We start from the raw sequence: 21,864 nt of genomic DNA on the forward strand, positions 1-21,864 counted from the left end.
ACGACCTAAAACCATGTTCGTATCCATGTCCGTTTTATAACGCCTTTAAGCCGCATGATTTTTTATTTCACCAACAACCGTCCCTGTCTCGCCAAATTCAAAGTAGCCAGCAACAGCAACATAACCAAGCCGGAGCCTGTGGTGGCGAGGAAATAACCTAAAAACAGTAAACGCTCTTCGGCGATCAAATGGAAACCGCAGCCCGTCATTGCCGCCAAACCGAATGAGAAACCCCAAAAACTGGGGCTGAATCCCTGTTCCAGCATCCAAGGCAGAAGGCGCAGCAGTAGCAGGAATTGCAGGCAGCCGTAGCCGATTAAAAGCAGCGAGAAGGTATCGATGTGCCCGCCCGATACGGCAAAATAGGTGCCACAGCCGACAAAAGCGGGCGCAAGTTGAATGCCGACAATACCGCGCACAGGGGCGTTGACGGGTGTACCGGTGCGCAAACGGCTCAATATGGCGGCTTCCAAGCTAAGCCATGAAAACAGTCCCGCGCCCAAAAACAGCCAAGCGTAATCCGATAAACCCAATGCCGCCATTGCGGTCGCGCTGACAAAATTGGTGGCAACGGTGGGCAGGTACACAATCGGCGTGGTGGCATCAAGGGTATGGACACCGCGCCACAAGCCGCCTGTGCGGTACATGGCAAATGCCAACTGCCCCGCTGTTCCCAGAAAAATCAACCCTTTTGCCGGTAGCGTTTGATAGGGTAAGGCTGCCAAACCTGCCAGCATCGTGGTAATCGGAATCGCGCTGATGAAACAGCATTGCACCAAATCCTGCAAATCCTGCAAAAATTCGGGGCGGAAAAAACGGATTTTGATGATGTAGGCAATGACCAGCAGCAGCCAAAGCACAAATGCTGCGGCTAACAGCGTTTCCGCAGCCCAATGCGGCAAAAGCCCGATACGCGCGCCGTAACGCCAAGACAAACCGAGCGCGAAAAGCCCCAACGGCATGCTGAAATAGCTGAGGGGGACGGGAAATTTTCGGGTACTCATGACAATGTGTGTTTTAAGGAAAGGCGGTAGTATAGCCGATTCAAATCGGTAAATGCAGCTTGGGTTGAATCATAATAAAGACGCTAAATCTGTCCGGAGTATCGGATTTCAGCATGAGCCGTATTGGGCATTGATATTCGGATGTTTGAGTTTATAAATGTGGTTTTCAGACGACCTTTTCAGATTTCGAGGTCGTCTGAAAAATATTTCAAACAGGTTTGCGGAAGGTGATGCAGTAAAAGCGGTTGCTCCACAGCAGCCGCGTTTTCTTTTCCTGTACGGTTTCGGGGATGCAGTTTTCAATTTGTGTCAGATCGAAATCGGTGTCTTGGAAATAGCTCCGCGTGAATAGGCTTTTTTTGTATTGTTTCTGGATAAAGTCGGTGGTTTCGTCTGCGATCATGATTTTGGTGTCGAGCTTGGCAACGAGCAGCATTTCGTTGATGGCTTTTTGTTTTGTAACTGCTTGATTTCTTCTTCTGCCATTAAAATTTTTTCATCTATGTTTTTCATTTTCTGTTTTCCTTTCTTTCTGTTTTTTAGCAAAGAAAAAACAGTAAACCTTTTTTGATTTATTGTTTCTGTGTTAGTCTTTTCCTAAACTTTAATTGCTTATTTTATTTATAATTGTATGATTTTATTGACTATATTTTCTACAAATCGCTTATCGTGTTCCACAAATATAAGTGTAGGCTTTGCTTCTCTTATGATTTCCTCAATCTGTATTCTTGATATTACATCTATATAATTTAATGGTTCGTCCCAAACAAATAAATGAGCCGGCTTTGACAAACTTACGGCAATTAAAACTTTCTTTTTTTGTCCATCACTATAATTCTTCATATCCATTTCAAATAATTCTCTTGAAAAATCTAATTTTATAAGAATTGTTTTACACAATGTTTCATCAACATCTTGCTTATGAATATACTCATTTAGGCTACCCGTTAAATCAGATGTATCTTGAGGGATGTACGATATTTCCAAATTACTTGCTAATTTTATCTCACCTGTATAATCGTGATTCAGACCTAATAAAATTTTAATCAAGGTCGATTTTCCACTTCCGTTACTACCATATATGGCTACTATATCGCCTTGTTTTATTTCAAAGCTCACATTACTTAATATCTGTTTTTCCCCATAATATGATGATAAATCACTAACCGATATTAGAGGATTTTTGCGATGATGTAACGGATGCAATAATAGATTTTCCTTTATTTCAATATCTTTTAGTAAATTCTGTTTTTCTTCTATTGCCTGATTTTGTCTATTCTCCAAATTCTTGGATCTTTTCATCATTTTGGCTGCTTTATGACCTATATATCCTTTGTCCGGTTTTACGCCTGATATTTTCACACCATTTTTAGTCTTTTCAATTTTATCAGACCAAATTTTACATTGCCTTGCAGCTTCTTTTAATCGTTTAATATCTTTTCTTAATTTCTCGTTTTTACTGATTTCAAATTGGTCTTTCATCAATTTGTTTTCATACCATGATGTAAAATTTCCTGATTGGACATCAATAGAATTCCTGTTAATAGAAATAACATGATTGATGCAGCCGTCTAAAAAATCCCTATCATGAGATATGAGCAAAAACCCTTTTTTACTTTTCAGATATTCACTTACAATTTTTCTGCCGTGCATATCCAAATGGTTTGTCGGTTCATCAATAAGTAAAAAGCCATCTTCTCTTGTAAACAAAATAGCTAAAAGGATTTTTGTTTGTTCTCCTTTAGAAAGTGTTCCAAATTCCCTATAAACAAGGTTCTCATCTACATTGAGCAAACTAAGTTCTCTAAATAATTTCCATTCTTCCCCATCTGGTATGAGTTCTTTATATAACTCAATCCCTGATTTTAAAGTATCAGTTATATTTGGTGGAAATTTAATGAATTCAATATCCTTGATTATCTTACCCTGATGAGTTTCTTGGTTTAAAAGTAACTTAAATAGCGTTGATTTGCCAATTCCATTTCTTCCTATCAATCCTATTTTCCAGTTTGTCTCAAAGGAAAACGATACATTTTCAAATATAGGTTTTACATAGCCATGATATGAGAAACTGAGGTTTTCAATTTTAATTGTCGACATAAAAATACCTCCTTACATTCCTATTTTATTTAATATTATACAAATTTAAGCCATTTTCTATATCAGCTTTCTATGGCACTTGACAGTTGCCTATAAAATTAAAATGCGAATGTCGGTTTAACTTCGGCACACCGTCCCAACAGCTTAAAATCCTGCGGGATTGGTGTGAATTTAGGGCTAATCCACGTCAGCCCCTTTTATTTTTCAGACGACCTTTTCAGATTTCGAGGTCGTCTGAAAAAGCAAATGCGGCGGCTGTATCAAACAGGTTTGCGGAAGGTAATGCAGTAAAAGCGGTTGTTCCACAGCAGCCGCGTTTTCTTTTCCTGCACGGTTTCGGGGATGCAGTTTTCGATTTGTGTCAGATCGAAATCGGTGTCTTGGAAGTAGTTCCGCGTGAATAGGCTTTTTTTGTATTGTTGTTGGATGAAGTCGGTGGTTTCGTCTGCAATCATGATTTTGGTGCCGGGCTTGGCGACGCGCAGCATTTCGTTGATGGCTTTTTGCTTGTCGCTGAAAAAATTGATGCCGCCCACATGGAATACGACGTCGAACATATTGTCGGCAAAGGGTAAATCTTCAGCGTTGCAGTGTACCAAGTCCAAGCCTGCCGCTTTTTTCTGCCATACGTTGCGGCAGCGTTCCAACATGCCGAGCGACAGGTCGGCACCGGTTAAATCCAGCGCGGCGGGGTCGATGTCGGCGGGCAGGTGGTTTAAATCGGTACCTGTGCCGATGGAGACGTAGAGCGCGGTGCAATCCTGCCGCCATTCCAGTTCGCCCATCAGGCTGCGCCGCATTTCGTTGATGCTGTTGCCGTATCTGAGGCGCGCTATCCAGCGTTCGCCGAAATCGTACCAACGGGCGAGGCGGTTGTACATTTTCATGTATTTGGCGTTTTCGCCCGTTACGTTGTCGGAATCGAGGCACAACAAGATGCCGTCTTGTTCGGGCGGAAGCTGATTTTGCAGGGTGGGTTTGAGTTTTTGGATGAGTTTGGCGGAAGGCATGGTGCTTCTCCTGTCGATGATTAAACTATGCGTATTTCGAGTCGGTTTCGGCAAAAGCGTTAAAGCATTGGATTCATTCATCCAATTTATCCGGCGGGGTCGTCTGAAAGTCTGATGATGGGGAACAAGCGATTTTGGGTGGCTGCGCTGCCTGAAATAAAGGCCGTCTGAAATCGTGTTTCAAACGGCCTTTTGACATAGTTTAAGACAAGGATGGATTAGAACTTGCTTTTGATGTCGTCAATCAGGTGCTCGGCTTTTTCTTTTGCCTCGTCAACCAGATGTCCTGCTTCTTCTTTGCCTTTTTTCAATACGTCGCTTGCTTTTTCCTCAATGTCGGCGGCAACTTCTTTGACTTTGCCGATGCCTTGTTGGATCACGCCTTCTGCTTGGAGTTTGGGATCGTCTAAGAGTTCTCCGGCTTTCTCTTTTACATTACCGCTGATTTGGTCTAATTTACCGCTCATGGTTTATTTCCTTGATGTTTATGTTGATCGAGAAATCACTATAGTCTAATTGGTAGCTTGTTGCAACTCGGAGGTCGTCTGAAAACCCGCTTCAATAAAATGAAAACCGTTTTTCAGACGACCTGAATCATTTGCCCTTATCGTTTATCAAACCGTTTTTCTGCAAATAATCCCGCGCTACGTCCGCCGGTTTTTCTCCGCCCACTTTCACGCGGTAGTTCATTTCGGTCATTTCGGCTTCGCTGATTTTGCCTGTCAGTTTGTTCAATGCGTTCACGATGTCGGGATGCTGTTCGGCAAACTCGGTTTTCATCAGCGGTGCGCCTTGGTAGGAAGGGAAAAGGGCGATGTCGTCTGAAAGGACAGCGAGGCGGTATTGTTTGAGGTCGCTGTCAGTGGAATAGGCTTCAACGAGGTCGATTTTGCCGTTTAGGAGGGCGGTGTAGCGCAGGGCGGGTTCGAGCGTCGAGAGGTGGCTAAACTGTATGCCGTGTTGTTGCAGGCCTTTGTAGCCGTCGGCGCGGTCGGTAAATTCGAGGGTAAAGCCGGCGCGGATTTGGTTTTGCACGCGTTTGAGGTCGGAGATTTTGTGCAGGTTGTGCGCGGCGGCGTAGTCTTGGCTGACGGCGAGGGCGTAGGTGTTTTGGTATGCCATCGGCGGCAGAAAGGTCAGCCGGTGTTGTCGAGCGAGCAGGTCTTTGGCAGTTTGGTAGGTCTGTTCGGGCGAAAGGCGGCGGTTTTGCTGTGCGGCAGGGACTTTGACCAGACTTTCGAGGACGGTACCGGTAAATTCGGGATAAATATCAATTTCGCCGCTGTTTAAGGCGTTGAACAGGAATGAAGTTTTGCCGAAATTGGGTTTAAGCATCACCTGCGCGCGCGGATTATTTTCTTCAATCAACTGTTTGTACATATTGATGAGGATGTCGGGTTCGCTGCCGAGTTTGCCTGCGATGGTGATTTTTTGTGCGGATTGGTTCGTTTGAAAAATCGGTGTCAAACCGATGGCGATAAGGATGGCAAGCAGGGCGGCGGTAATCGGCATTTTGTGCTTGGACTTTTGCAGCATGCCGATGCCGCCGCTGACCAATACGGCGAGCAGGGCGGACAGCAGCGCGCCGGTAAACGTCATCGCCATGTTGTTGCGGTCGATGCCGAGCAAAATCAGGTTGCCCAAGCCGCCCGCACCGATGAGCGCGGCGAGTGTTGCCGTGCCGATAATCAATACGGACGCGGTGCGGATGCCGGAAATCATGGCAGGCAACGCCATCGGCAATTCAATGCGCCACAACGCCTGCCAACGGGACAAGCCGAACGCGGTGTGCGCTTCTTTAATGGCAGGATCGATTTGGCTCAAACCGAGATAGGTGTTCTGAAAAATCGGTAATAGGGCGTAGAGCGTCAGCGCGATCAAAACCGGCGGCGAACCGATGCCGACAAAGGGAATCAGCAAGCCGAGCAGCGCGAGGGACGGGATAGTTTGCAGGATATTGGTTACCTGCAAAACACCTTCCGCCCAACGCCGTTTATTTGCCAGCCACACGGCCAGCGGCACGGCAAGCGCAACGGCGCAAAGCAGGGCAATCAGGGAGAGGCGGAGGTGTTCAAGCGTCGCCTGCCAAAGTTCGGCTGGCGGGACGGGAAGAAAATCAGGCATAAAGAATTGTCGGAATTGAAAATATTTCCAACAGTATAGCCTAAAGGACAAAGAAGATAAAAAGGTCGTCTGAAAACCGGTTTTCATTTTGTTGAAACGGGCTTTCAGACGACCTCAGATGTTATTCCCCGCTCTGTTATCTAGTCGTTTTTCCTTAAATAATCCCGTGCTACGTCCGTCGGTTTTTCTCCGCCTACTTTCACGGTAGTTTATTTCAATCATTTCGATTTTGCTGATTTTGCCTGCCAGTTTGTCTAATGAGTTGACTATGTCGGGATGCTGTTCGGCAAACTCGGTTTTCATCGGCTGCACACCTTGATAGGAGGTAAAGAGGGCTTTTGACCTTTCTTATTCAAACGAAACGGTAATGGAAGACGACGGCTGACAGTATGTTCGTATAAAACGGCATACTCCTGTTGTCGAATAGGTTTGCTCCATACACTGTTGCAGCCATTCCCTGCATTACCCACAAACCTAATTTGGCTGACGGCCTTCACCGGCTTTGGCATCCCAATAGTCGGCCTCCCGTTTATTCTTGGGCGTTTGTTCCGCAGAGAGACTGTAATATTGCCAAAGCCGCTTGGCGGCAGCCGTGTCGCCGTTTTTCGCTTTCTCCCGAAGCAGGTTGATTTGCTGCGGCCGGAGATGGTAGATGCTGCCGGTAGATACGGGGGTATCGGGATTGTAGCGTTCTTCGTCCAATACTTGTTGTAGGCGGGGAGAGAGGGCGATACCCTGCCGTTTCAGTTTATATGCCCACGCGGCGGCATCGTGATAACGGTAAGCGGCCAGGTGTTCTTCGGCATAGGTCAACAATTCTTCATTGGTCGGCACGGTATCGGATGCCGTTTGCGGATGTTCTTGGGAAGCGGGTCGGTTATCGGGCATGGTGGGATTTTCCCGGCAGGAGGTAATGAGTAATAAGGCGACGAGGAGAGCCGGTAGGCGTTTCATGATTTTTCGCTCCGATAAAAAGTTTGGAAAGACAACCTGCAGGCGGAAAGGAAGCCGATAAACGGAGGTCGTCTGAAAATCCGTTTTCAGACGACCTTTGCTTATGGGAAATGATTTACATCACATCCAACACATCAATGCCCAGCAAGCCCAAGCCTTGTTTCAGCGTGTCGCCAGTGAGTTTCGCCAGTTGCAGGCGGCTGTTGCGGGTTGCGCCTTCGGCTTTGAGTATCGGGCAGGCTTCGTAGAAGCGGCTGAACAGGGTGGCGGTTTGGTAGAGATAGGCGGCGAGGTAGTGCGGATACGCGGTATCTGCCACGCTTTGCAGCACGTCTTCGAATTTCAGCAGCTCGGCGGCAAGCTGTTTTTCCAGCGGTTCGGTCAAAACGGTTGGCGCGGCCACGTCCCATTCGCCTGCTTTGCGGAACACGCTTTGCACGCGGGTGTAGGCGTATTGCAGGTAGGGGGCGGTGTTGCCTTCAAACGAGAGCATGGCGTCCCAGTCGAACACATAATCGCTGGTGCGGTTTTTGCTCAAATCGGCGTATTTGACCGCGCCGATGCCGACGGTTTTGCCGATTTTAGCGGCTTCATCCGCGCCCAATTCGGGGTTTTTCTCTTTCACCAAAGCCGTGGCGCGCTCGACGGCTTCGGTCAGCAGGTCAACCAGTTTTACAGTGTCGCCGCTGCGCGTTTTGAACGGTTTGCCGTCTTTGCCCATCATGGTGCCGAAGCCGATAAACTCGGCTTTTGCATCTTCCGGCAGATAGCCTGCTTTGCGGGAAGTGGTGAAAAGTTGTTCGAAGTGCAAGGCTTGGCGGTGGTCGACGACGTACAGCAGGCGGTCGGCTTTCAGACGACCTATGCGGTAGCGCAGGCACGCCAAATCAGTGGAGGCGTAGAGGAAGCCGCCGCCTTGTTTTTGCACGATAAATGCGGCGGGTTCGCCTTCTTTATTTTTAAACTCGTCCAAGAACACGACTTTCGCGCCGTCGTCTTCAACAGCCAGACCTTTTTGAACCAAATCATCGACAACGGGCTGCAAATCGTCGTTGTATTTCGATTCGCCCGCCACGTCCTCAGGACGCAGCTTCAAGCCCAACGTGTCATAAACGGCTTGGGCGTGCGAGAGCGAAATATCGACAAACTGTTTCCACAACGCCAACACGGTTTCATCGCCGCCTTGCAGCTTCACAACGTATTCACGTGCGGTGTCGGCAAAGGCGGGGTCTTCGTCAAAGCGCACTTTGGCTGCGCGGTAAAACTGCTCCAAGTCCGCCAGCTCGAACGCGGCGTTGTCTTTTTGCTGCTCGACCAGATAAGCGACCAACATGCCGAACTGCGTACCCCAGTCGCCGACGTGGTTTTGGCGGATGACGGTGTTGCCCATGAATTCCAATACGCGCGAAATGCTGTCGCCGATGATGCTGGAACGCAGATGACCGACGTGCATCTCTTTCGCCAGATTGGGCGAGGAATAGTCGATGACGACAGTTTGCGGTTTGTCGGTTTTTGCCACGCCGAAACGCGCGTCATTCAAGGCCGCATGAATATTTTGGGCGAGAAATTCAGGACGCAGGCGCAGGTTGATAAAGCCGGGGCCGGCCACTTCCGCGCTTTCAATCACGGCGTTGTCCGCCAATGTTTCGGCAACCTTTTGCGCCAATTCGCGCGGATTTTGTTTGGCTTTTTTCGCCGCACCCATCACGCCGTTGATTTGGAAATCGCCGTGTTCGGCGTTTTTGGTCGGCTGCAAAACAACGGGGCTGTCGGCGATACCTGCGGCGGCAAAGGCGGCGGCGGCTTCGCGTTCGACGGTTTGATGTAGGTTCATGAAGTTCGGTCTCTTGGTTAAATTCAAATCAGGCGGTATTTTAAAAGAATTTGGGGTGTTGAAACAGGGCTAAGGTGAAAGGTCGTCTGAAAACCTTGGATTTGGGTTTTCAGACGACCTTTTGCGCAGAAAAGAGATAGGTTAATGCCAGCGGCTGTCGTTTTCACATGGAATACCGTCATGATCGCCGTCCATTTTGGTATTCGGACAGAATTTAACGAAGAATTCTGCCTCACTTAAGGAAGTCATTTGGGAACAATATTGACGACCATCGCATTTGAATTCGTTTTTTGATGTTGAAGAGACAGAGGAGTGATCAGATTTTTGGGTGTCCGTAGATTTATGTTTAGCATTTGTACGACCACGGCTGTTTACTGCATCCAACCACTCTTCGCGTTCGGCTTTTATTTTGGCTGCAACTTCTTCCACCATCGTCTTCGGCGGTGCGGCCGCTGCCGCTTGCGCCTGTTGCTGGTATTTCTGCCAGTAATCCCAGCCAAACCATCCGCCGGCGGCAAGCAGGGCGATGATGGGGATAATCAGCAAGAGCTTGGAAAAGGTTTTTTTATACGGTTCGGGTTCGGTGTCGAAAAAGTCGAATTCATCGACACAGTCAAGGGAGAAGCAGATATTTTCGGCTTCGTCGCGTCCGCGTCTGCCTTTGACGATGTCGAATGAGACGCGTTGGCCTTCGGCAGGCGGACGTGTCAGTGTGGTAAAGGCGGAAAGTGGGGCGAATACTTCTGTACCCATGCTTTCTTCGCGGATAGCTCCAAATTGGCGGGTGTCATTCCAGCGTGTAATCGTACCGTAATAGCGCATAGTTTTATGTAATTTGAATAGTTGTTGTTTGGGTTGTATTTTAAACGAAATCTGCAAAGGAGCAAGGGGGAGCTGTTGATATTTAAATGTAAATTCTGTGGCATTGGGAACGGCAGGTTTCAGACGACCTTTGTCGGGCCGGCATGATTCGGTGGGGAGAGTGATGTTTTAAACAAAAAAAGGAAACATATCGTTTCCCTTTTCTGTTATTCAATAACGTAACCTTCTTTGTCCCAATTTGTCTTTTTCACTATTTGATCATTGGCGTAAACTGTTTCAGACTTTTTGGCTCCGTCGTCATACCATTCCAGAACAACGCCGTTGCGTTTGCCGTTGGTAATGGTAATTTCAGAAAGGGCGCGGCCGTTTTCGTCCCAACTCATGATTTCGGTCGGTTTGTCGTTGACCATGGTCATTTCGGTTTTCGGGCTGCCGTTGGGATACCATTGCTTCCAGTAGCCGTTTGCCTTGTCATGTTTGAACTGGATTTCGCTTTCTTTCGTGCCGTTGCGGTAATAGCGTGAGCCGACGCCTTCGCTCAAGCCGTTCAGATAGGGCATGACCGCCGATTTTTTACCGTTGGGGTACCAGTTGGTCCATTCGCCGTTCGGCTTGCCGTTGCGGTAGCTGCCGATCATTTTCTTTTGCCCGTTGAAATGCCAGAGCGTCAAAGTACCGTTGTTGAGGACGGGAACGAAGGTTTTGATCTGCGCCGCCGGTATTTCATACGGGTCGGAATATTTTTTCATGGACGGATAGTAAAAGTCCTGCACTTGCGCTACGCCGGATTCGACGGTGTATTGGCGGACGTAAGCTACCGATGACATTGTGGCGGTAATTTTGCCGTTTTGATTGAAATAAACGGAGTGGGTTTGTGCCGAAGCTTGAAGCGACGCGCCAAGCAGGATGCAGGCGGTCAGGCTGTTTGTCCAAAAGTGGTTCATTGTCTGATTGTTCCGATGTGGCGGAGGTGTAAATAATAGGTATTTAGTTGAGTCGTCAAGTCGATAATATTTGAATAAAGCATATTCCGGCTGTTATTCGTCATTATAATCCATCAGGTCATGCGGGTTAAATATAATATTTTTATGAATGCTTATTGAAATACAGACAATAAATATAAGAAATGGTTCCGATTGGAATATTGAATTTGTGTATAGGGAGGTCGTCTGAAAACAGATTAAACGGATATGTTCAACGTTAATAATATAGTGGATTAACTTTAAACCAGTACGGCGTTGCCTTGCCTTAGCTCAAAGAGAACGATTCTCTAAGGTGCTGAAGCACCAAGTGAATCGGTTCCGTACTATCTGTACTGTCTGCGGCTTCGTCGCCTTGTCCTGATTTAAAGTTAATCCACTATAATGGTTTGGGGCGAGCGCAATCATGAAAATACGGCCGAAAACCTATATGCAGAAGATTTTCGACCGTATCAAAATCAGCAAGGGATTATTCCAATCCCAACAATTGCTCGCGGGTCAGCAAGAATACGAATCCGTCGCCGCCGCTGGTTTCCAGCCAAGTGAACGGCAATTCGGGATAGGCGGCTTCCAATACGTCGCGGTTGTGTCCGATTTCGATCAGCAATACGCCTTTGGGGTTCAGGTATTTGGCGGCGTGCAGCAGGATTTGGCGGGTGGCGTCCAAACCGTCTTCGCCGCTGCCCAAGGCGAGTTCGGGTTCGTGCAGGTATTCGTCGGGCAACATATCGACCGATTCGGCATCGACATAAGGCGGGTTGGAAACGATCAGGTCGTATGTGCCTTCCAAACCTTCGAACAAATCGGTGTGAATCAGGTTGATACGGTCTTCCAATCCATAATCTTCGATGTTGATGGCGGCTACTTCCAGCGCATCCAAGCTCAAATCGACGGCGTCAATTTCAGCGGCGGGGTAGTGGTGTGCCATTTGAATGGCGAGGCAGCCGCTGCCGGTACACAAATCCAATGCGCGGTGAACCAATTCGGGGTGTTCTATCCAAGGGGTAAGGTTGTCGCCGAGTAGTTCGTAAATAAACGAACGCGGTACGATGACGCGTTCGTCAACATAAAAATCGAAATCGCCTTGCCATGCCTGATGGGTGAGGTAGGCGGCGGGAATGTGTTCGACTGCGCGGCGTTCCAGCACTGCCAACACTTCTTCTTTCTCGCTTTGCAACAGCTTGGCGTCGAGGTAAGGCTCCAGCGTGTCCAGCGGCAGGTTGAGGGTATGTAGGATTAGGTAGGCGGCTTCGTCGTGCGCGTTGTCCGAGCCGTGCCCGAAAAACAAACCGGCATCGTTGAAACGGCTGACGGCAAAACGCAGGATGTCGCGGACGGTGGTCAATTCTTGGGCTGCTTGGGTAAACATATCGCACTCTCAAATAATGTAAATTAATGTTTGCATTATAACAGCAAGGTCGTCTGAAAACGGTGTTTGCTTGAATATAACGTTTTCAGACGACCTCGATAAGCATAGTTCAATCTCAATCCACCCCGCGGGCGCGGTTTTCATGGAATTGTGCCTGCCAATCGGCAAATTTTCCTTGCTCGATGGCTTCGCGCATTTCCGCCATGATGACTTGGTAGAAATGCAGGTTGTGGATGGTGTTGAGTTGCGCGCCCAAGATTTCGCCGACGCGGTGCAGATGGTGCAGGTAGGCGCGGCTGAAGTTTTGGCAGGCGTAGCAGGTACAGCTTTTGTCTATAGGGCGTTTGTCGAGCTTGTGTTTGGCGTTTTTGATTTTCAAATCGCCGAAACGGGTGAACAGCCAGCCGTTGCGGGCATTGCGGGTGGGCATGACGCAGTCGAACATGTCCACGCCGTGCGCCACGCCGTAAACGAGGTCTTCGGGTGTGCCGACGCCCATCAGGTAATGCGGTTTATGTTCGGGCAGCATCGGTCCGACGGCGCGCAACATGCGGTACATTTCGGGTTTGGGTTCGCCGACGGACAGTCCGCCGATGGCAAGGCCGGGAAAGTCGAATTGTTCCAAGCCGCGCAGTGATTCTTCGCGCAAATCTTCATACATCGCGCCTTGCACGATGCCGAACAGGGCATTCGGGTTCTTCAAATCTTCAAAGGCTTTTTTGCTGCGTTCTGCCCAACGCAGGCTCATTTGCAGGGATTTTTGCGCCTGTTCGTGCGTTGCTTCGCCGGGTGTGCATTCGTCCAACTGCATCACGATGTCGGAATTGAGTACGGTTTGGATTTTCATGGAGATTTCGGGCGAGAGGAAGAGTCTGTCGCCGTTAATCGGGCTTTGGAAGGTGCAGCCTTCTTCGGTAAGTTTGCGCATATCGGAGAGCGAGAAAACCTGAAAACCGCCCGAGTCGGTCAAGATGGGTTTGTCCCAGCCGATAAAGTCGTGCAGGCCGCCGAATTGTTCGATAACTTCCAAACCGGGGCGCAGCCATAAATGGTAAGTGTTGCCCAAAATAATTTGTGCCTTGATGTCGTGCAGGTTTTGCGGATTCATCGCTTTGACCGAGCCGTAAGTGCCGACCGGCATAAATACGGGCGTTTCGATTTTGCCGTGGTTCAGTTCCAACGTGCCGCGTCGGGCATGGCCGTCTTTTTTATGTAAGGTAAATTTGAGCATAGGTTGTATCTATAATGTCGAAAACGGCGTGTGAAGCCGCCGTGCAGTCAAACGATTGAGGTAAAAACGCGATTATAAAGGATTTTCATCGCAATAGCGGTGTTTGAATATTTCAGACGACCTTATTCGTATCGAGATGTTCACTGTTGAAAATGTTTCAAAAAAATCACAATGTTCCGACAATGTCGTCTGAAACCTCATTTTCATGCTTGCCATCGCGTCAAAGTATCGTCTATAATCCGAACCCTGTTAAACAGGCACGTAGCTCAGTTGGTTAGAGCACCACCTTGACATGGTGGGGGTCGTTGGTTCGAATCCAATCGTGCCTACCAAATTTCCCAAACGGCATTTATGCCGTTATTTTTTAATGTTTTGGAGCTTTTTGATGTTAAACATTACCTTGCCGGACGGCTCAGTCCGCCAGTACGAATCGCCCGTTACCGTGGCACAGATTGCCGCGTCTATCGGAGCAGGTTTGGCGAAGGCGACAGTGGCGGGTAAGGTAAACGGCAAATTGGTCGATGCGTGCGATCCGATTACCGAAGATTCAACCGTCCAAATTATTACCCCGAAAGACCAAGAAGGCGTCGAAATCATCCGCCACTCTTGCGCCCACCTTGTCGGTCATGCGGTCAAGCAACTCTATCCCAACGCAAAAATGGTTATCGGCCCCGTCATTGAAGAGGGCTTTTATTACGATATCGCAACGGAAAAACCGTTTACGCCTGAAGATGTCGCTGCCATCGAAGCGCGCATGAAAGAATTGATTGCTCAGGATTATGATGTAGTCAAAATTATGACTCCGCGCGCCGAAACCATCAAAATTTTCCAAGATCGCGGTGAAGAATACAAGCTGCGCTTGATTGACGATATGCCCGAAGTTGAAGCAATGGGTATGTATCATCATCAGGAATATGTCGATATGTGCCGCGGTCCGCACGTTCCGAACACCCGTTTCCTGAAAAACTTCAAGCTGACCAAGTTGGCAGGTGCATACTGGCGTGGAGACAGTAATAATGAAATGCTGCAACGTATTTACGGTACGGCTTGGGCGACAAAAGACGAATTAAAAGCCTATATCCAGCGTATCGAAGAAGCAGAAAAACGCGATCATCGCAAATTGGGCAAACAACTGGATTTGTTCCACTTGCAAGACGAAGCGCCGGGTATGGTGTTTTGGCATCCCAAAGGTTGGGCTTTGTGGCAGACTATCGAGCAGCATATGCGTAAAGAGCTGAATGCCGCCGGCTATAAAGAAGTCAAAACTCCCCAAATCATGGATAAAACCTTTTGGGAAAAATCCGGTCACTGGGATAACTACAAAGACAATATGTTCGTAACCAGTTCGGAAAAACGCGAATATGCGGTTAAACCAATGAATTGCCCCGGACATGTTCAGATTTTCAATAACGGCTTGCGCTCGTACCGTGATTTGCCGATGCGTTTGGCAGAGTTTGGCTCTTGCCATCGCAACGAGCCGAGTGGTGCATTGCATGGACTGATGCGTGTTCGCGGTTTTGTACAAGACGATGCGCATATTTTCTGCACCGAAGATCAAATTGTCAGCGAAGCGCGGGCATTTAATGAATTGCTGGTTCGTATTTACAAGCAATTCGGTTTCCACGATGTATCCGTCAAGCTTTCACTGCGTCCTGAAAAGCGCGCAGGTTCAGACGACGTGTGGGATAAGGCAGAACAAGGTCTGCGCGAAGCATTGACTGCTTGCGGCGTGAAATGGGACGAGTTGCCGGGTGAAGGCGCGTTCTACGGACCTAAAATCGAATATCACGTCAAAGACGCATTGGGACGTTCTTGGCAGTGTGGTACGCTGCAACTGGATTTTGTGTTACCGGAACGCTTAGATGCAGAATATGTAACCGAAAACAATGACCGCGCCCGTCCGGTAATGTTGCACCGCGCCATTTTGGGTTCTTTGGAGCGATTTATCGGTATTCTGATTGAAAACCACGCAGGTTCTTTCCCGTTGTGGTTGGCTCCGGTTCAAATGGTGATTATGAATATCACCGAAAATCAAGCGGATTACTGCCGTGAAGTGGCTGCTAAATTGCAAGCCGCTGGCTTCCGTGTAGAGCTGGATTTGCGTAACGAAAAAATCGGTTACAAAATCCGCGATAACAGCCAATACCGCTTCCCTTATCAAATCGTTGTCGGCGATAAAGAGAAGCAGGAAAACAAAGTGGCCGTGCGCCGCAAAGCAGAAGACTTGGGTTCTTTGGATTTGGATGATTTCATTGCACAACTGCAGCAAGAAATCGCAGACGCCCTCGTCAACCATTAATTTTTATAGGAGTATTCATCATCGCTCAAGAACGCGAAGCACGAATCAATGGCGAAATTACCGCTAAAGAAGTGCGTTTAATCAGTGAGTCAGGCGAACAGCTTGGTGTCGTATCGGTTCGTGAAGCTTTGGCTATGGCCGAAGAGCAGGATGTGGATTTGGTAGAGATTTCCCCTACTGCCAAACCGCCTGTATGCAAACTGATGGATTACGGTAAATATAAATACCAACAAGCCAAGAAACGCGACGAAGCCAAGAAAAATCAGAAGCAGGTGCAAATTAAGGAAATCAAATTCCGTCCGGGTACCGATGAAGGCGATTATCAAATCAAAATGCGCAACATCAACCGCTTCTTGGCTGACGGCGATAAAGTCAAAGTAACGCTTCGTTTCCGCGGTCGTGAAATGGCTCACCAGCAACTCGGTGCGCAACTTTTAGAGCGCGTAAAAGAGGATTTGGCGGAAGTAGCCCAAATCGAATCCTTCCCTAAAATGGAAGGCCGTCAAATGGTGATGATGATTGCACCAAAGAAAAAATAAAGTTATAATTTCCAGCTTACTCCGATTGCCGCTTCGGGGTAAGCTTTTGATTGGCGGCAAAAACCGTGGCATTTTGGGTTCAAGTGTTTGAAATCGATGTTTTAAAACCCCCTAATGCCTTATCTAATAACGAATGGAGTTTTCCCATGCCTAAAATGAAAACCAAGTCTAGCGCGAAAAAACGCTTCAAAGTACTGGGTAACGGCGGTGTAAAACGCGCTCATGCGTTCAAACGCCACATCTTGACTAAAAAGACCACTAAAAACAAACGCCAACTGCGCGGTACCTCTATGGTAAACGATCGCGATTTGGCTTCTGTTGCTAAAATGTTACCCTACGCTTAAGGAGTTTAGAATATGCCACGCGTAAAACGCGGTGTAACCGCTCGTGCCCGTCACCAAAAAATCTTCGCGTTAGCCAAAGGCTACCGCGGTCGTCGTAAAAACGTATACCGCGTTGCCAAGCAAGCGGTAATGAAAGCCGGTCAGTACGCATACCGCGACCGTCGTCAACGCAAACGCCAATTCCGTCAATTGTGGATTGTCCGTATCAATGCAGGTGCCCGTGAAAATGGTCTGTCTTACAGCAAATTCATGAACGGTCTGAAACGCGCCTCTATCGAAATCGACCGAAAAGTATTGGCTGATCTGGCTGTATTTGATAAAGCCGCTTTTGCACAATTGGTTGAGAAAGCTAAAGCTGCTTTGGCTGCTTAATCCAAAAAATTTGAAAAGGAAGCTACGGCTTCCTTTTTTCTTTGTCTGAAGAAAGTCTATGTAATTGATTTTCTTTCTTTAAAGTCTATTTTTTTGAATTGATTTGCGCTAAAATACGCCGATTCTATCAAACGGATTGGCCGTAAACGATAAAAGGTCGTCTGAAAAGTTTGGCAACACCAAACCATACAGGCGGCCTCATTGTTTCAGACGACCCATCATCAACCGACAGATGATAAAACCACTATGGAAAATGTAAACCGTATCGTTGCAGAAGGCATTGCCGCAGTAGAAGCCGCGCAAGACTTCAACGCTCTAGAACAAATCAAAGCCCGTTATCTTGGTAAAACCGGCGAGTTGACCGGACTTCTGAAAACCTTAGGTCAAATGTCGCCTGAGGAGCGCAAAACCATAGGTGCGCATATCAATGAATGCAAAATCCAGTTTCAGACGGCCTTTAACAATAAACGCGATGTGCTCAACGAAGCCAAACTCCAAGCCCAGCTTGCCGCCGAAGCACTCGATATTACCCTGCCCGGACGCGCGCAGGAAAATGGCGGTCTGCATCCCGTAACCCTGACTTTGCAGCGCGTGGTTGAACTCTTTCACGGCATGGGTTTTGAAGTGGCAGACGGCCCGGAAATCGAAGACGATTTCCACAACTTCCAAGCCCTGAATATCCCCGCAAATCATCCCGCCCGCGCTATGCAGGATACGTTCTACGTTGAAAACGGCGATGTTTTGCGCACGCACACTTCCCCGATTCAAGTCCGCTACATGCTCGATAAAAAAGAGCCGCCCATCCGCATTATCGCCCCCGGTCGCGTTTACCGTGTGGACAGTGATGCAACGCACTCACCCATGTTCCACCAAGCTGAAGGTTTGTGGGTAGAAGAGGGCGTAACTTTTGCCGATTTGAAAGCCGTGTTCACCGATTTTATCCGCCGCTTTTTCGAACGCAATGATTTGCAAGTACGTTTCCGTCCGTCTTTCTTCCCGTTCACCGAACCGTCCGCCGAAATCGACATCATGGGCGAAAACGGCAAATGGCTAGAAGTCGGCGGCTGCGGTATGGTGCATCCCAACGTGTTGAAAAACGTGAATATCGACCCTGAAAAATACACCGGTTTCGCCTTCGGCATCGGCCTCGACCGTTTTGCTATGTTGCGTTACAACGTGAACGATTTGCGGCTGTTTTTTGATAACGATTTGAACTTTTTGAAACAGTTTGCGAAATGATTGTGCAGGCTGCTTGAATGGAAAAGCAGCCTGCACCGCAGAAAGCTGAATCATGAAACGCTATGTTACCCCATTCGTTTGCTATGCGTTTGCTGTTGCACTGTGGTTGCTGTCTATCTATTGCGAAAACCGCTCTTTGGCGTTGGCCGATTTGAAAACTCTGACCGGCGACGATGTGGAAGGTGCAATAAGGTGGTCGAATTACGGATTTACCGCATTTACTGTGTCCTGTTTTGTCACCGCGATCGGTAGTTGGTTGATGCCGTGGTTTAAAAGCTGGGAACGTGTAGCGTTTACAGTGAGTGTCACCTTAGGCTGTGCCTTGCTAGCGTAGTTTGTAACAATATTTATTGTTTTGATTGCTTAAGGTTTGAAAAGGCTACCTGAAAGCAACAGCCCCAACAAAGTTAAAAACCAGCCTGCGCCCTAAACAAACAGGTCGTCTGAAAACAAAATCTGATAAAAAAGTTAATTAGTTGATTGAGAACATAACATGCAATTCTCCTACTCATGGCTGAAAACCCAAGCCGATACCGAACTTTCCGCCGATAAGCTGGAACATCTGTTAACCATGTCCGGCTTGGAAGTGGAAGAAGCCGAGACTGCCGCGCCTGCGTTTACGGGCGTGGTGATTGCCGAAGTGAAATCCGTTGAAAAACATCCAGATGCCGACCATTTGAACGTTACCCAAGTCGATGCGGGTACGGGCGAGTTGGTGCAGATTGTGTGTGGTGCGCCGAATGTGAAAGCGGGCATCAAAGTGCCGTGTTCGCTACCGGGTGCGGTGTTGCCGGGCAATTTCAAAATCAAGCCGACCAAGATGCGTGGGGTGGTGTCGAATGGGATGTTGTGTTCCACCGATGAACTCGGTCTGCCTGACGACGGCGTGAACGGCCTGCACATTCTGCCGCAAGACGCTCCTGTCGGTGCAAACATCCGCGAATATCTGGATTTGGACGATACGGTGTTCACGCTGAAAATCACGCCGAACCGTGCCGACTGCCTGAGCATCAAAGGCATTGCGCGCGAAGTGTCCGCGCTGACGGGTTGCGCGTTTAAGCAGCCTGCAATCCATGCCGCGCCAATCACGGGCAGCCGCAAACAGCCCGTGCAGATTGATGCGCCTGCCGATTGCGGCCGCTTTATCAGCCGCGTGATTGAAAACGTGAACGCGCGCGCCGCTACGCCGGATTGGATGAGGCAGCGTTTGGAGCGCAGCGGTATCCGCAGCCTTTCCGCACTGGTGGACATTGGCAATTATGTGATGCTGGAAATCGGTCAGCCGATGCATGTTTTCGATGCTGACAAACTTTCAGGTAGCCTGCACATCCGCCGTGCGAGCGAAGGTGAAACGCTGGAATGCCTGAACGAGAAAACCGTCTCTCTGTCTGAAAACACGCTGGTAGTGGCCGACGAAAAAGGCGCGTTGAGTTTGGCAGGGCTGATGGGCGGCGCAGCGAGCGCGGTTTCAGACGACACGCAAAATATCGTGCTGGAAGCGGCTTGGTTTGCGCCTGAAATCATCGCCGGCAAATCGCGCCAATATGGTTTTGGTTCGGATTCGTCGTTCCGCTTTGAGCGCGGCGTGGATTACCGTTTGCAGGCTGACGCCATCGAACGCGCTACCGAATTGGTTTTGCAAATTTGTGGCGGTGAGGCAGGCGAAATGGTGGAAGCGCAGGGCGAATTGCCTGAAGCGAAGCAGGTCGAATTGCGTTTGGGTTGTCTGAAAACCGTGTTGGGCGTGGACATTCCTGCCGAACAGGTGGAAACCATTTTGCAGCACTTGGGCTTGCAGCCTGAAAAAACGGCGGAAGGTTTCCGTGTTACCGCGCCGAGTTTCCGTTTCGACATCGAAATCGAAGCCGATTTGATTGAAGAAATCGGTCGCGTTTACGGCTATGAAAATATCCCCGACGATTACACATCAGGTCGTCTGAAAATGCTGGCGTTGCCTGAGACCCGCCGTCCGCGTTTTGCCGTTTATAACGAAATGGCGGCGCGCGGCTACCGCGAAGTGGTCAGCTATGCCTTCGTTGACGAGCAGTGGGAACTCGATTTTGCCGCCAACGCGAACCCGATCCGCCTGCAAAACCCGCTGGCGGCGCAGTATGCCGTGATGCGTTCCACGCTCATCGGCGGCTTGGTGGAAATTCTGCAAAACAATCTGAACCGCAAGCAAAACCGCGTGCGCGTGTTTGAAATCGCCCGCGTGTTCAGCAAAGGTTCAGACGGCCTGTTTGTACAAAACGAACGCATCGGCGGCTTGTGGTACGGCGCGGTCATGCCCGAACAATGGGGCGAGAAAACGCGCAACGCGGATTTTTACGACATCAAGGCCGATGTAGAAAATCTGTTGAAAAACAAAGCGGCTGAGTTCGTCAAAACCGAACATCCCGCTTTACATCCTGGCCGCGCCGCCAATATCGTTTCAGACGGCCAAGTCATCGGCTTTGTCGGCGAATTGCACCCGAAATGGCTGCAAAAATACGACTTGCCGCAAGCGCCGCTGGTATTTGAAATCGATATGGCAGCGGTGTTGGAACGCGAAAAAACGCGCTATCAGGCCGTATCGAAATTCCAGCCGGTGCGCAGGGATTTGGCGTTTGTGATGCCTGAAACCATGACCCATGATGATTTGTTGGCCGCCTTGAAAGGCGCGGCAAATAAGTTGGTACAGGAAATCAGCGTATTTGACGTGTATCGTGGTACGGGTCTGCCTGAAGGGATGAAGAGCATGGCGGTCAAAGTGATTTTGCAGGATATGGAAAACACGCTGACGGATGAAACAGTCGAGCCGGTTATCGGAAAACTGATTGACGCCGCAACTGCTGCGGGAGCGCAACTGCGCAGCTAAAAAATAAATATTCGCTTGAATTTTAAATAGAAATTGGTAATAATCTGCACCTGTTACAACAGAAGGTAATAATATGACATTAACTAAAGCCGAATTGGCCGATATTTTGGTAGATAAAGTCAGCAATGTAACCAAAAACGATGCCAAAGAAATCGTCGAACTCTTTTTTGAAGAAATCCGCAGCACTTTGGCACGCGGCGAAGAAATCAAAATTTCCGGTTTCGGTAATTTCCAGTTGCGCGACAAACCGCAACGTCCCGGCCGTAATCCGAAAACCGGCGAAGAAGTACCGATTACCGCCCGCCGCGTAGTAACTTTCCATGCCAGCCAAAAACTTAAAGGCATGGTGGAGCATTACTATGACAAACAACGCTAATCCCGTTATTCCTGCAAAACGTTATTTTTCGCTGGATGAAATGTGCGAACTGGTGCAAATCAGCCCGTCACAATTTGCCCAGTGGCAACATGAGAACGGTATCGTTGTCGGTTACGGCGGCGATCGTTACACCCGTTCCGATGTGGTGAAACTGCTGAAGCTGAAAGATACCTTTGCGCCTTATGTCGACCGCTTCAGCCGTGATTCTTTGGATGCAAACGGTCATCCTGCTGCAAAGGCAGAAGAGGTTAGGGATAGCCTGAATCAAATTTTGGCAGATTTGGAAGCGCATTCATAATCGCCATTTCGTATTTCTACGAAAAATAAAAAAACCGACCTTTGAAAGGTCGGTTTTTTTATTGATGACGAAAAGATTAACAATACATTTTTATGCCAATTTGTCAGCCGAA

21 protein-coding genes, 1 tRNA gene and 2 pseudogenes are annotated in these 21,864 nt (G+C 48.5%); 11 read left to right on the plus strand and 13 right to left on the minus strand.

The window, feature by feature from the left end; genetic code table 11:
* Positions 1–62: 62 nt before the first annotated feature.
* The 3 genes from tehA to ACMYUL_RS11125 all read right to left on the minus strand — a co-directional run bounded on the left by tehA (position 63) and on the right by ACMYUL_RS11125 (position 3,104).
* Positions 63–1,004 carry a dicarboxylate transporter/tellurite-resistance protein TehA gene (gene tehA, locus ACMYUL_RS11115; protein ID WP_415770560.1) on the minus strand — a complete coding sequence of 314 codons (942 nt, stop codon included), beginning with the start codon at positions 1,002–1,004 and terminating at the stop codon, positions 63–65.
* Between the two features lie 208 nt (positions 1,005–1,212).
* A complete protein-coding gene (locus ACMYUL_RS11120; protein WP_308021591.1) occupies positions 1,213–1,440 on the minus strand; it encodes a hypothetical protein in 228 nt (75 codons plus the stop codon).
* A gap of 185 nt (positions 1,441–1,625) precedes the next feature.
* On the minus strand, positions 1,626–3,104 hold the full coding sequence (locus ACMYUL_RS11125; RefSeq protein WP_415770562.1) for an Lsa family ABC-F type ribosomal protection protein: 1,479 nt from the start codon (positions 3,102–3,104) through the stop codon (positions 1,626–1,628).
* A gap of 89 nt (positions 3,105–3,193) precedes the next feature.
* On the opposite strand from ACMYUL_RS11125, the pseudogene ACMYUL_RS11130 reads away from it, so the two are divergent.
* Positions 3,194–3,271, plus strand: a pseudogene (locus ACMYUL_RS11130) (IS1595 family transposase); the annotation flags it as partial.
* A gap of 93 nt (positions 3,272–3,364) precedes the next feature.
* On the opposite strand, the gene ACMYUL_RS11135 reads toward ACMYUL_RS11130, so the two are convergent.
* The 10 genes and pseudogenes from ACMYUL_RS11135 to tgt all read right to left on the minus strand — a co-directional run bounded on the left by ACMYUL_RS11135 (position 3,365) and on the right by tgt (position 13,428).
* Complete coding sequence (locus ACMYUL_RS11135) at positions 3,365–4,114, minus strand: class I SAM-dependent methyltransferase (RefSeq protein ID WP_415770564.1); 750 nt, start codon at positions 4,112–4,114, stop codon at positions 3,365–3,367.
* 218 nt (positions 4,115–4,332) lie between these two features.
* Entirely contained in the window at positions 4,333–4,581 is a 249-nt protein-coding gene (locus tag ACMYUL_RS11140) for a CsbD family protein (protein ID WP_101810656.1), read from the minus strand.
* A 127-nt stretch (positions 4,582–4,708) separates the two neighbouring features.
* Complete coding sequence (locus ACMYUL_RS11145; protein WP_415770566.1) at positions 4,709–6,238, minus strand: ABC transporter permease/substrate-binding protein; 1,530 nt, start codon at positions 6,236–6,238, stop codon at positions 4,709–4,711.
* 140 nt (positions 6,239–6,378) lie between these two features.
* Positions 6,379–6,574, minus strand: a pseudogene (locus ACMYUL_RS11150) (glycine betaine ABC transporter substrate-binding protein); the annotation flags it as partial.
* 138 nt (positions 6,575–6,712) lie between these two features.
* On the minus strand, positions 6,713–7,192 hold the full coding sequence (locus ACMYUL_RS11155; RefSeq protein ID WP_415770568.1) for a hypothetical protein: 480 nt from the start codon (positions 7,190–7,192) through the stop codon (positions 6,713–6,715).
* 115 nt (positions 7,193–7,307) lie between these two features.
* Complete coding sequence (gene argS / locus ACMYUL_RS11160) at positions 7,308–9,026, minus strand: arginine--tRNA ligase (protein ID WP_415770570.1); 1,719 nt, start codon at positions 9,024–9,026, stop codon at positions 7,308–7,310.
* Positions 9,027–9,167: 141 nt separating this feature from the next.
* The gene (locus ACMYUL_RS11165; RefSeq protein WP_415770572.1) at positions 9,168–9,848 is read right to left on the minus strand and encodes an excalibur calcium-binding domain-containing protein; all 681 of its coding nucleotides are present in this window, start codon (positions 9,846–9,848) and stop codon (positions 9,168–9,170) included.
* Between the two features lie 206 nt (positions 9,849–10,054).
* The gene (locus ACMYUL_RS11170) at positions 10,055–10,792 is read right to left on the minus strand and encodes a toxin-antitoxin system YwqK family antitoxin (RefSeq protein ID WP_003757777.1); all 738 of its coding nucleotides are present in this window, start codon (positions 10,790–10,792) and stop codon (positions 10,055–10,057) included.
* A gap of 505 nt (positions 10,793–11,297) precedes the next feature.
* On the minus strand, positions 11,298–12,197 hold the full coding sequence (prmB, locus tag ACMYUL_RS11175) for a 50S ribosomal protein L3 N(5)-glutamine methyltransferase (protein ID WP_415770574.1): 900 nt from the start codon (positions 12,195–12,197) through the stop codon (positions 11,298–11,300).
* Positions 12,198–12,312: 115 nt separating this feature from the next.
* Complete coding sequence (gene tgt, locus ACMYUL_RS11180) at positions 12,313–13,428, minus strand: tRNA guanosine(34) transglycosylase Tgt (protein ID WP_415770576.1); 1,116 nt, start codon at positions 13,426–13,428, stop codon at positions 12,313–12,315.
* A gap of 255 nt (positions 13,429–13,683) precedes the next feature.
* On the opposite strand from tgt, the gene ACMYUL_RS11185 reads away from it, so the two are divergent.
* The 10 genes from ACMYUL_RS11185 (at position 13,684) to ACMYUL_RS11230 (ending at position 21,752) form a co-directional block, all read left to right on the plus strand.
* Positions 13,684–13,760, plus strand: a tRNA-Val gene (locus ACMYUL_RS11185).
* 53 nt (positions 13,761–13,813) lie between these two features.
* Positions 13,814–15,727 carry a threonine--tRNA ligase gene (thrS, locus tag ACMYUL_RS11190; RefSeq protein ID WP_415770578.1) on the plus strand — a complete coding sequence of 638 codons (1,914 nt, stop codon included), beginning with the start codon at positions 13,814–13,816 and terminating at the stop codon, positions 15,725–15,727.
* A 17-nt stretch (positions 15,728–15,744) separates the two neighbouring features.
* Entirely contained in the window at positions 15,745–16,266 is a 522-nt protein-coding gene (infC, locus tag ACMYUL_RS11195; RefSeq protein WP_074895063.1) for a translation initiation factor IF-3, read from the plus strand.
* A 146-nt stretch (positions 16,267–16,412) separates the two neighbouring features.
* The gene (gene rpmI / locus ACMYUL_RS11200; RefSeq protein WP_002232040.1) at positions 16,413–16,610 is read left to right on the plus strand and encodes a 50S ribosomal protein L35; all 198 of its coding nucleotides are present in this window, start codon (positions 16,413–16,415) and stop codon (positions 16,608–16,610) included.
* A gap of 12 nt (positions 16,611–16,622) precedes the next feature.
* Positions 16,623–16,982, plus strand: coding sequence for a 50S ribosomal protein L20 (rplT, locus tag ACMYUL_RS11205; protein WP_002214103.1), 360 nt, complete (start codon positions 16,623–16,625; stop codon positions 16,980–16,982).
* Positions 16,983–17,228: 246 nt separating this feature from the next.
* Complete coding sequence (gene pheS / locus ACMYUL_RS11210) at positions 17,229–18,221, plus strand: phenylalanine--tRNA ligase subunit alpha (RefSeq protein WP_415770580.1); 993 nt, start codon at positions 17,229–17,231, stop codon at positions 18,219–18,221.
* Positions 18,222–18,273: 52 nt separating this feature from the next.
* Entirely contained in the window at positions 18,274–18,555 is a 282-nt protein-coding gene (locus tag ACMYUL_RS11215) for a hypothetical protein (protein ID WP_342030980.1), read from the plus strand.
* 159 nt (positions 18,556–18,714) lie between these two features.
* Positions 18,715–21,078, plus strand: a complete 2,364-nt coding sequence (pheT, locus tag ACMYUL_RS11220; protein ID WP_415770582.1) for a phenylalanine--tRNA ligase subunit beta — start codon at positions 18,715–18,717, stop codon at positions 21,076–21,078.
* 73 nt (positions 21,079–21,151) lie between these two features.
* Positions 21,152–21,454, plus strand: coding sequence for an integration host factor subunit alpha (locus ACMYUL_RS11225; RefSeq protein WP_003675494.1), 303 nt, complete (start codon positions 21,152–21,154; stop codon positions 21,452–21,454).
* Positions 21,438–21,752: a hypothetical protein gene (locus tag ACMYUL_RS11230; protein ID WP_003757803.1), complete on the plus strand. Its 315-nt coding sequence runs from the start codon at positions 21,438–21,440 to the stop codon at positions 21,750–21,752. Before ACMYUL_RS11225 ends, ACMYUL_RS11230 begins: the two co-directional genes overlap by 17 nt.
* The last annotated feature ends 112 nt before the right edge of the window (positions 21,753–21,864 follow it).

Source organism: Neisseria sp. CP9, from assembly GCF_047758525.1.
Classification (GTDB): domain Bacteria; phylum Pseudomonadota; class Gammaproteobacteria; order Burkholderiales; family Neisseriaceae; genus Neisseria.

What these genes read in the sequence shown, in the direction of transcription:
- tehA (WP_415770560.1), bottom strand. Translation starts at nt 1,004, where the DNA reads ATGAGTACCCGAAAATTTCCCGTCCCCCTCAGCTATTTCAGCATGCCG.
- ACMYUL_RS11120 (WP_308021591.1), bottom strand. Translation starts at nt 1,440, where the DNA reads ATGCTGCTCGTTGCCAAGCTCGACACCAAAATCATGATCGCAGACGAA.
- ACMYUL_RS11125 (WP_415770562.1), bottom strand. Translation starts at nt 3,104, where the DNA reads ATGTCGACAATTAAAATTGAAAACCTCAGTTTCTCATATCATGGCTAT.
- ACMYUL_RS11135 (WP_415770564.1), bottom strand. Translation starts at nt 4,114, where the DNA reads ATGCCTTCCGCCAAACTCATCCAAAAACTCAAACCCACCCTGCAAAAT.
- ACMYUL_RS11140 (WP_101810656.1), bottom strand. Translation starts at nt 4,581, where the DNA reads ATGAGCGGTAAATTAGACCAAATCAGCGGTAATGTAAAAGAGAAAGCC.
- ACMYUL_RS11145 (WP_415770566.1), bottom strand. Translation starts at nt 6,238, where the DNA reads ATGCCTGATTTTCTTCCCGTCCCGCCAGCCGAACTTTGGCAGGCGACG.
- ACMYUL_RS11155 (WP_415770568.1), bottom strand. Translation starts at nt 7,192, where the DNA reads ATGAAACGCCTACCGGCTCTCCTCGTCGCCTTATTACTCATTACCTCC.
- argS (WP_415770570.1), bottom strand. Translation starts at nt 9,026, where the DNA reads ATGAACCTACATCAAACCGTCGAACGCGAAGCCGCCGCCGCCTTTGCC.
- ACMYUL_RS11165 (WP_415770572.1), bottom strand. Translation starts at nt 9,848, where the DNA reads ATGCGCTATTACGGTACGATTACACGCTGGAATGACACCCGCCAATTT.
- ACMYUL_RS11170 (WP_003757777.1), bottom strand. Translation starts at nt 10,792, where the DNA reads ATGAACCACTTTTGGACAAACAGCCTGACCGCCTGCATCCTGCTTGGC.
- prmB (WP_415770574.1), bottom strand. Translation starts at nt 12,197, where the DNA reads ATGTTTACCCAAGCAGCCCAAGAATTGACCACCGTCCGCGACATCCTG.
- tgt (WP_415770576.1), bottom strand. Translation starts at nt 13,428, where the DNA reads ATGCTCAAATTTACCTTACATAAAAAAGACGGCCATGCCCGACGCGGC.
- thrS (WP_415770578.1), top strand. Translation starts at nt 13,814, where the DNA reads ATGTTAAACATTACCTTGCCGGACGGCTCAGTCCGCCAGTACGAATCG.
- rpmI (WP_002232040.1), top strand. Translation starts at nt 16,413, where the DNA reads ATGCCTAAAATGAAAACCAAGTCTAGCGCGAAAAAACGCTTCAAAGTA.
- rplT (WP_002214103.1), top strand. Translation starts at nt 16,623, where the DNA reads ATGCCACGCGTAAAACGCGGTGTAACCGCTCGTGCCCGTCACCAAAAA.
- pheS (WP_415770580.1), top strand. Translation starts at nt 17,229, where the DNA reads ATGGAAAATGTAAACCGTATCGTTGCAGAAGGCATTGCCGCAGTAGAA.
- ACMYUL_RS11215 (WP_342030980.1), top strand. Translation starts at nt 18,274, where the DNA reads ATGAAACGCTATGTTACCCCATTCGTTTGCTATGCGTTTGCTGTTGCA.
- pheT (WP_415770582.1), top strand. Translation starts at nt 18,715, where the DNA reads ATGCAATTCTCCTACTCATGGCTGAAAACCCAAGCCGATACCGAACTT.
- ACMYUL_RS11225 (WP_003675494.1), top strand. Translation starts at nt 21,152, where the DNA reads ATGACATTAACTAAAGCCGAATTGGCCGATATTTTGGTAGATAAAGTC.
- ACMYUL_RS11230 (WP_003757803.1), top strand. Translation starts at nt 21,438, where the DNA reads ATGACAAACAACGCTAATCCCGTTATTCCTGCAAAACGTTATTTTTCG.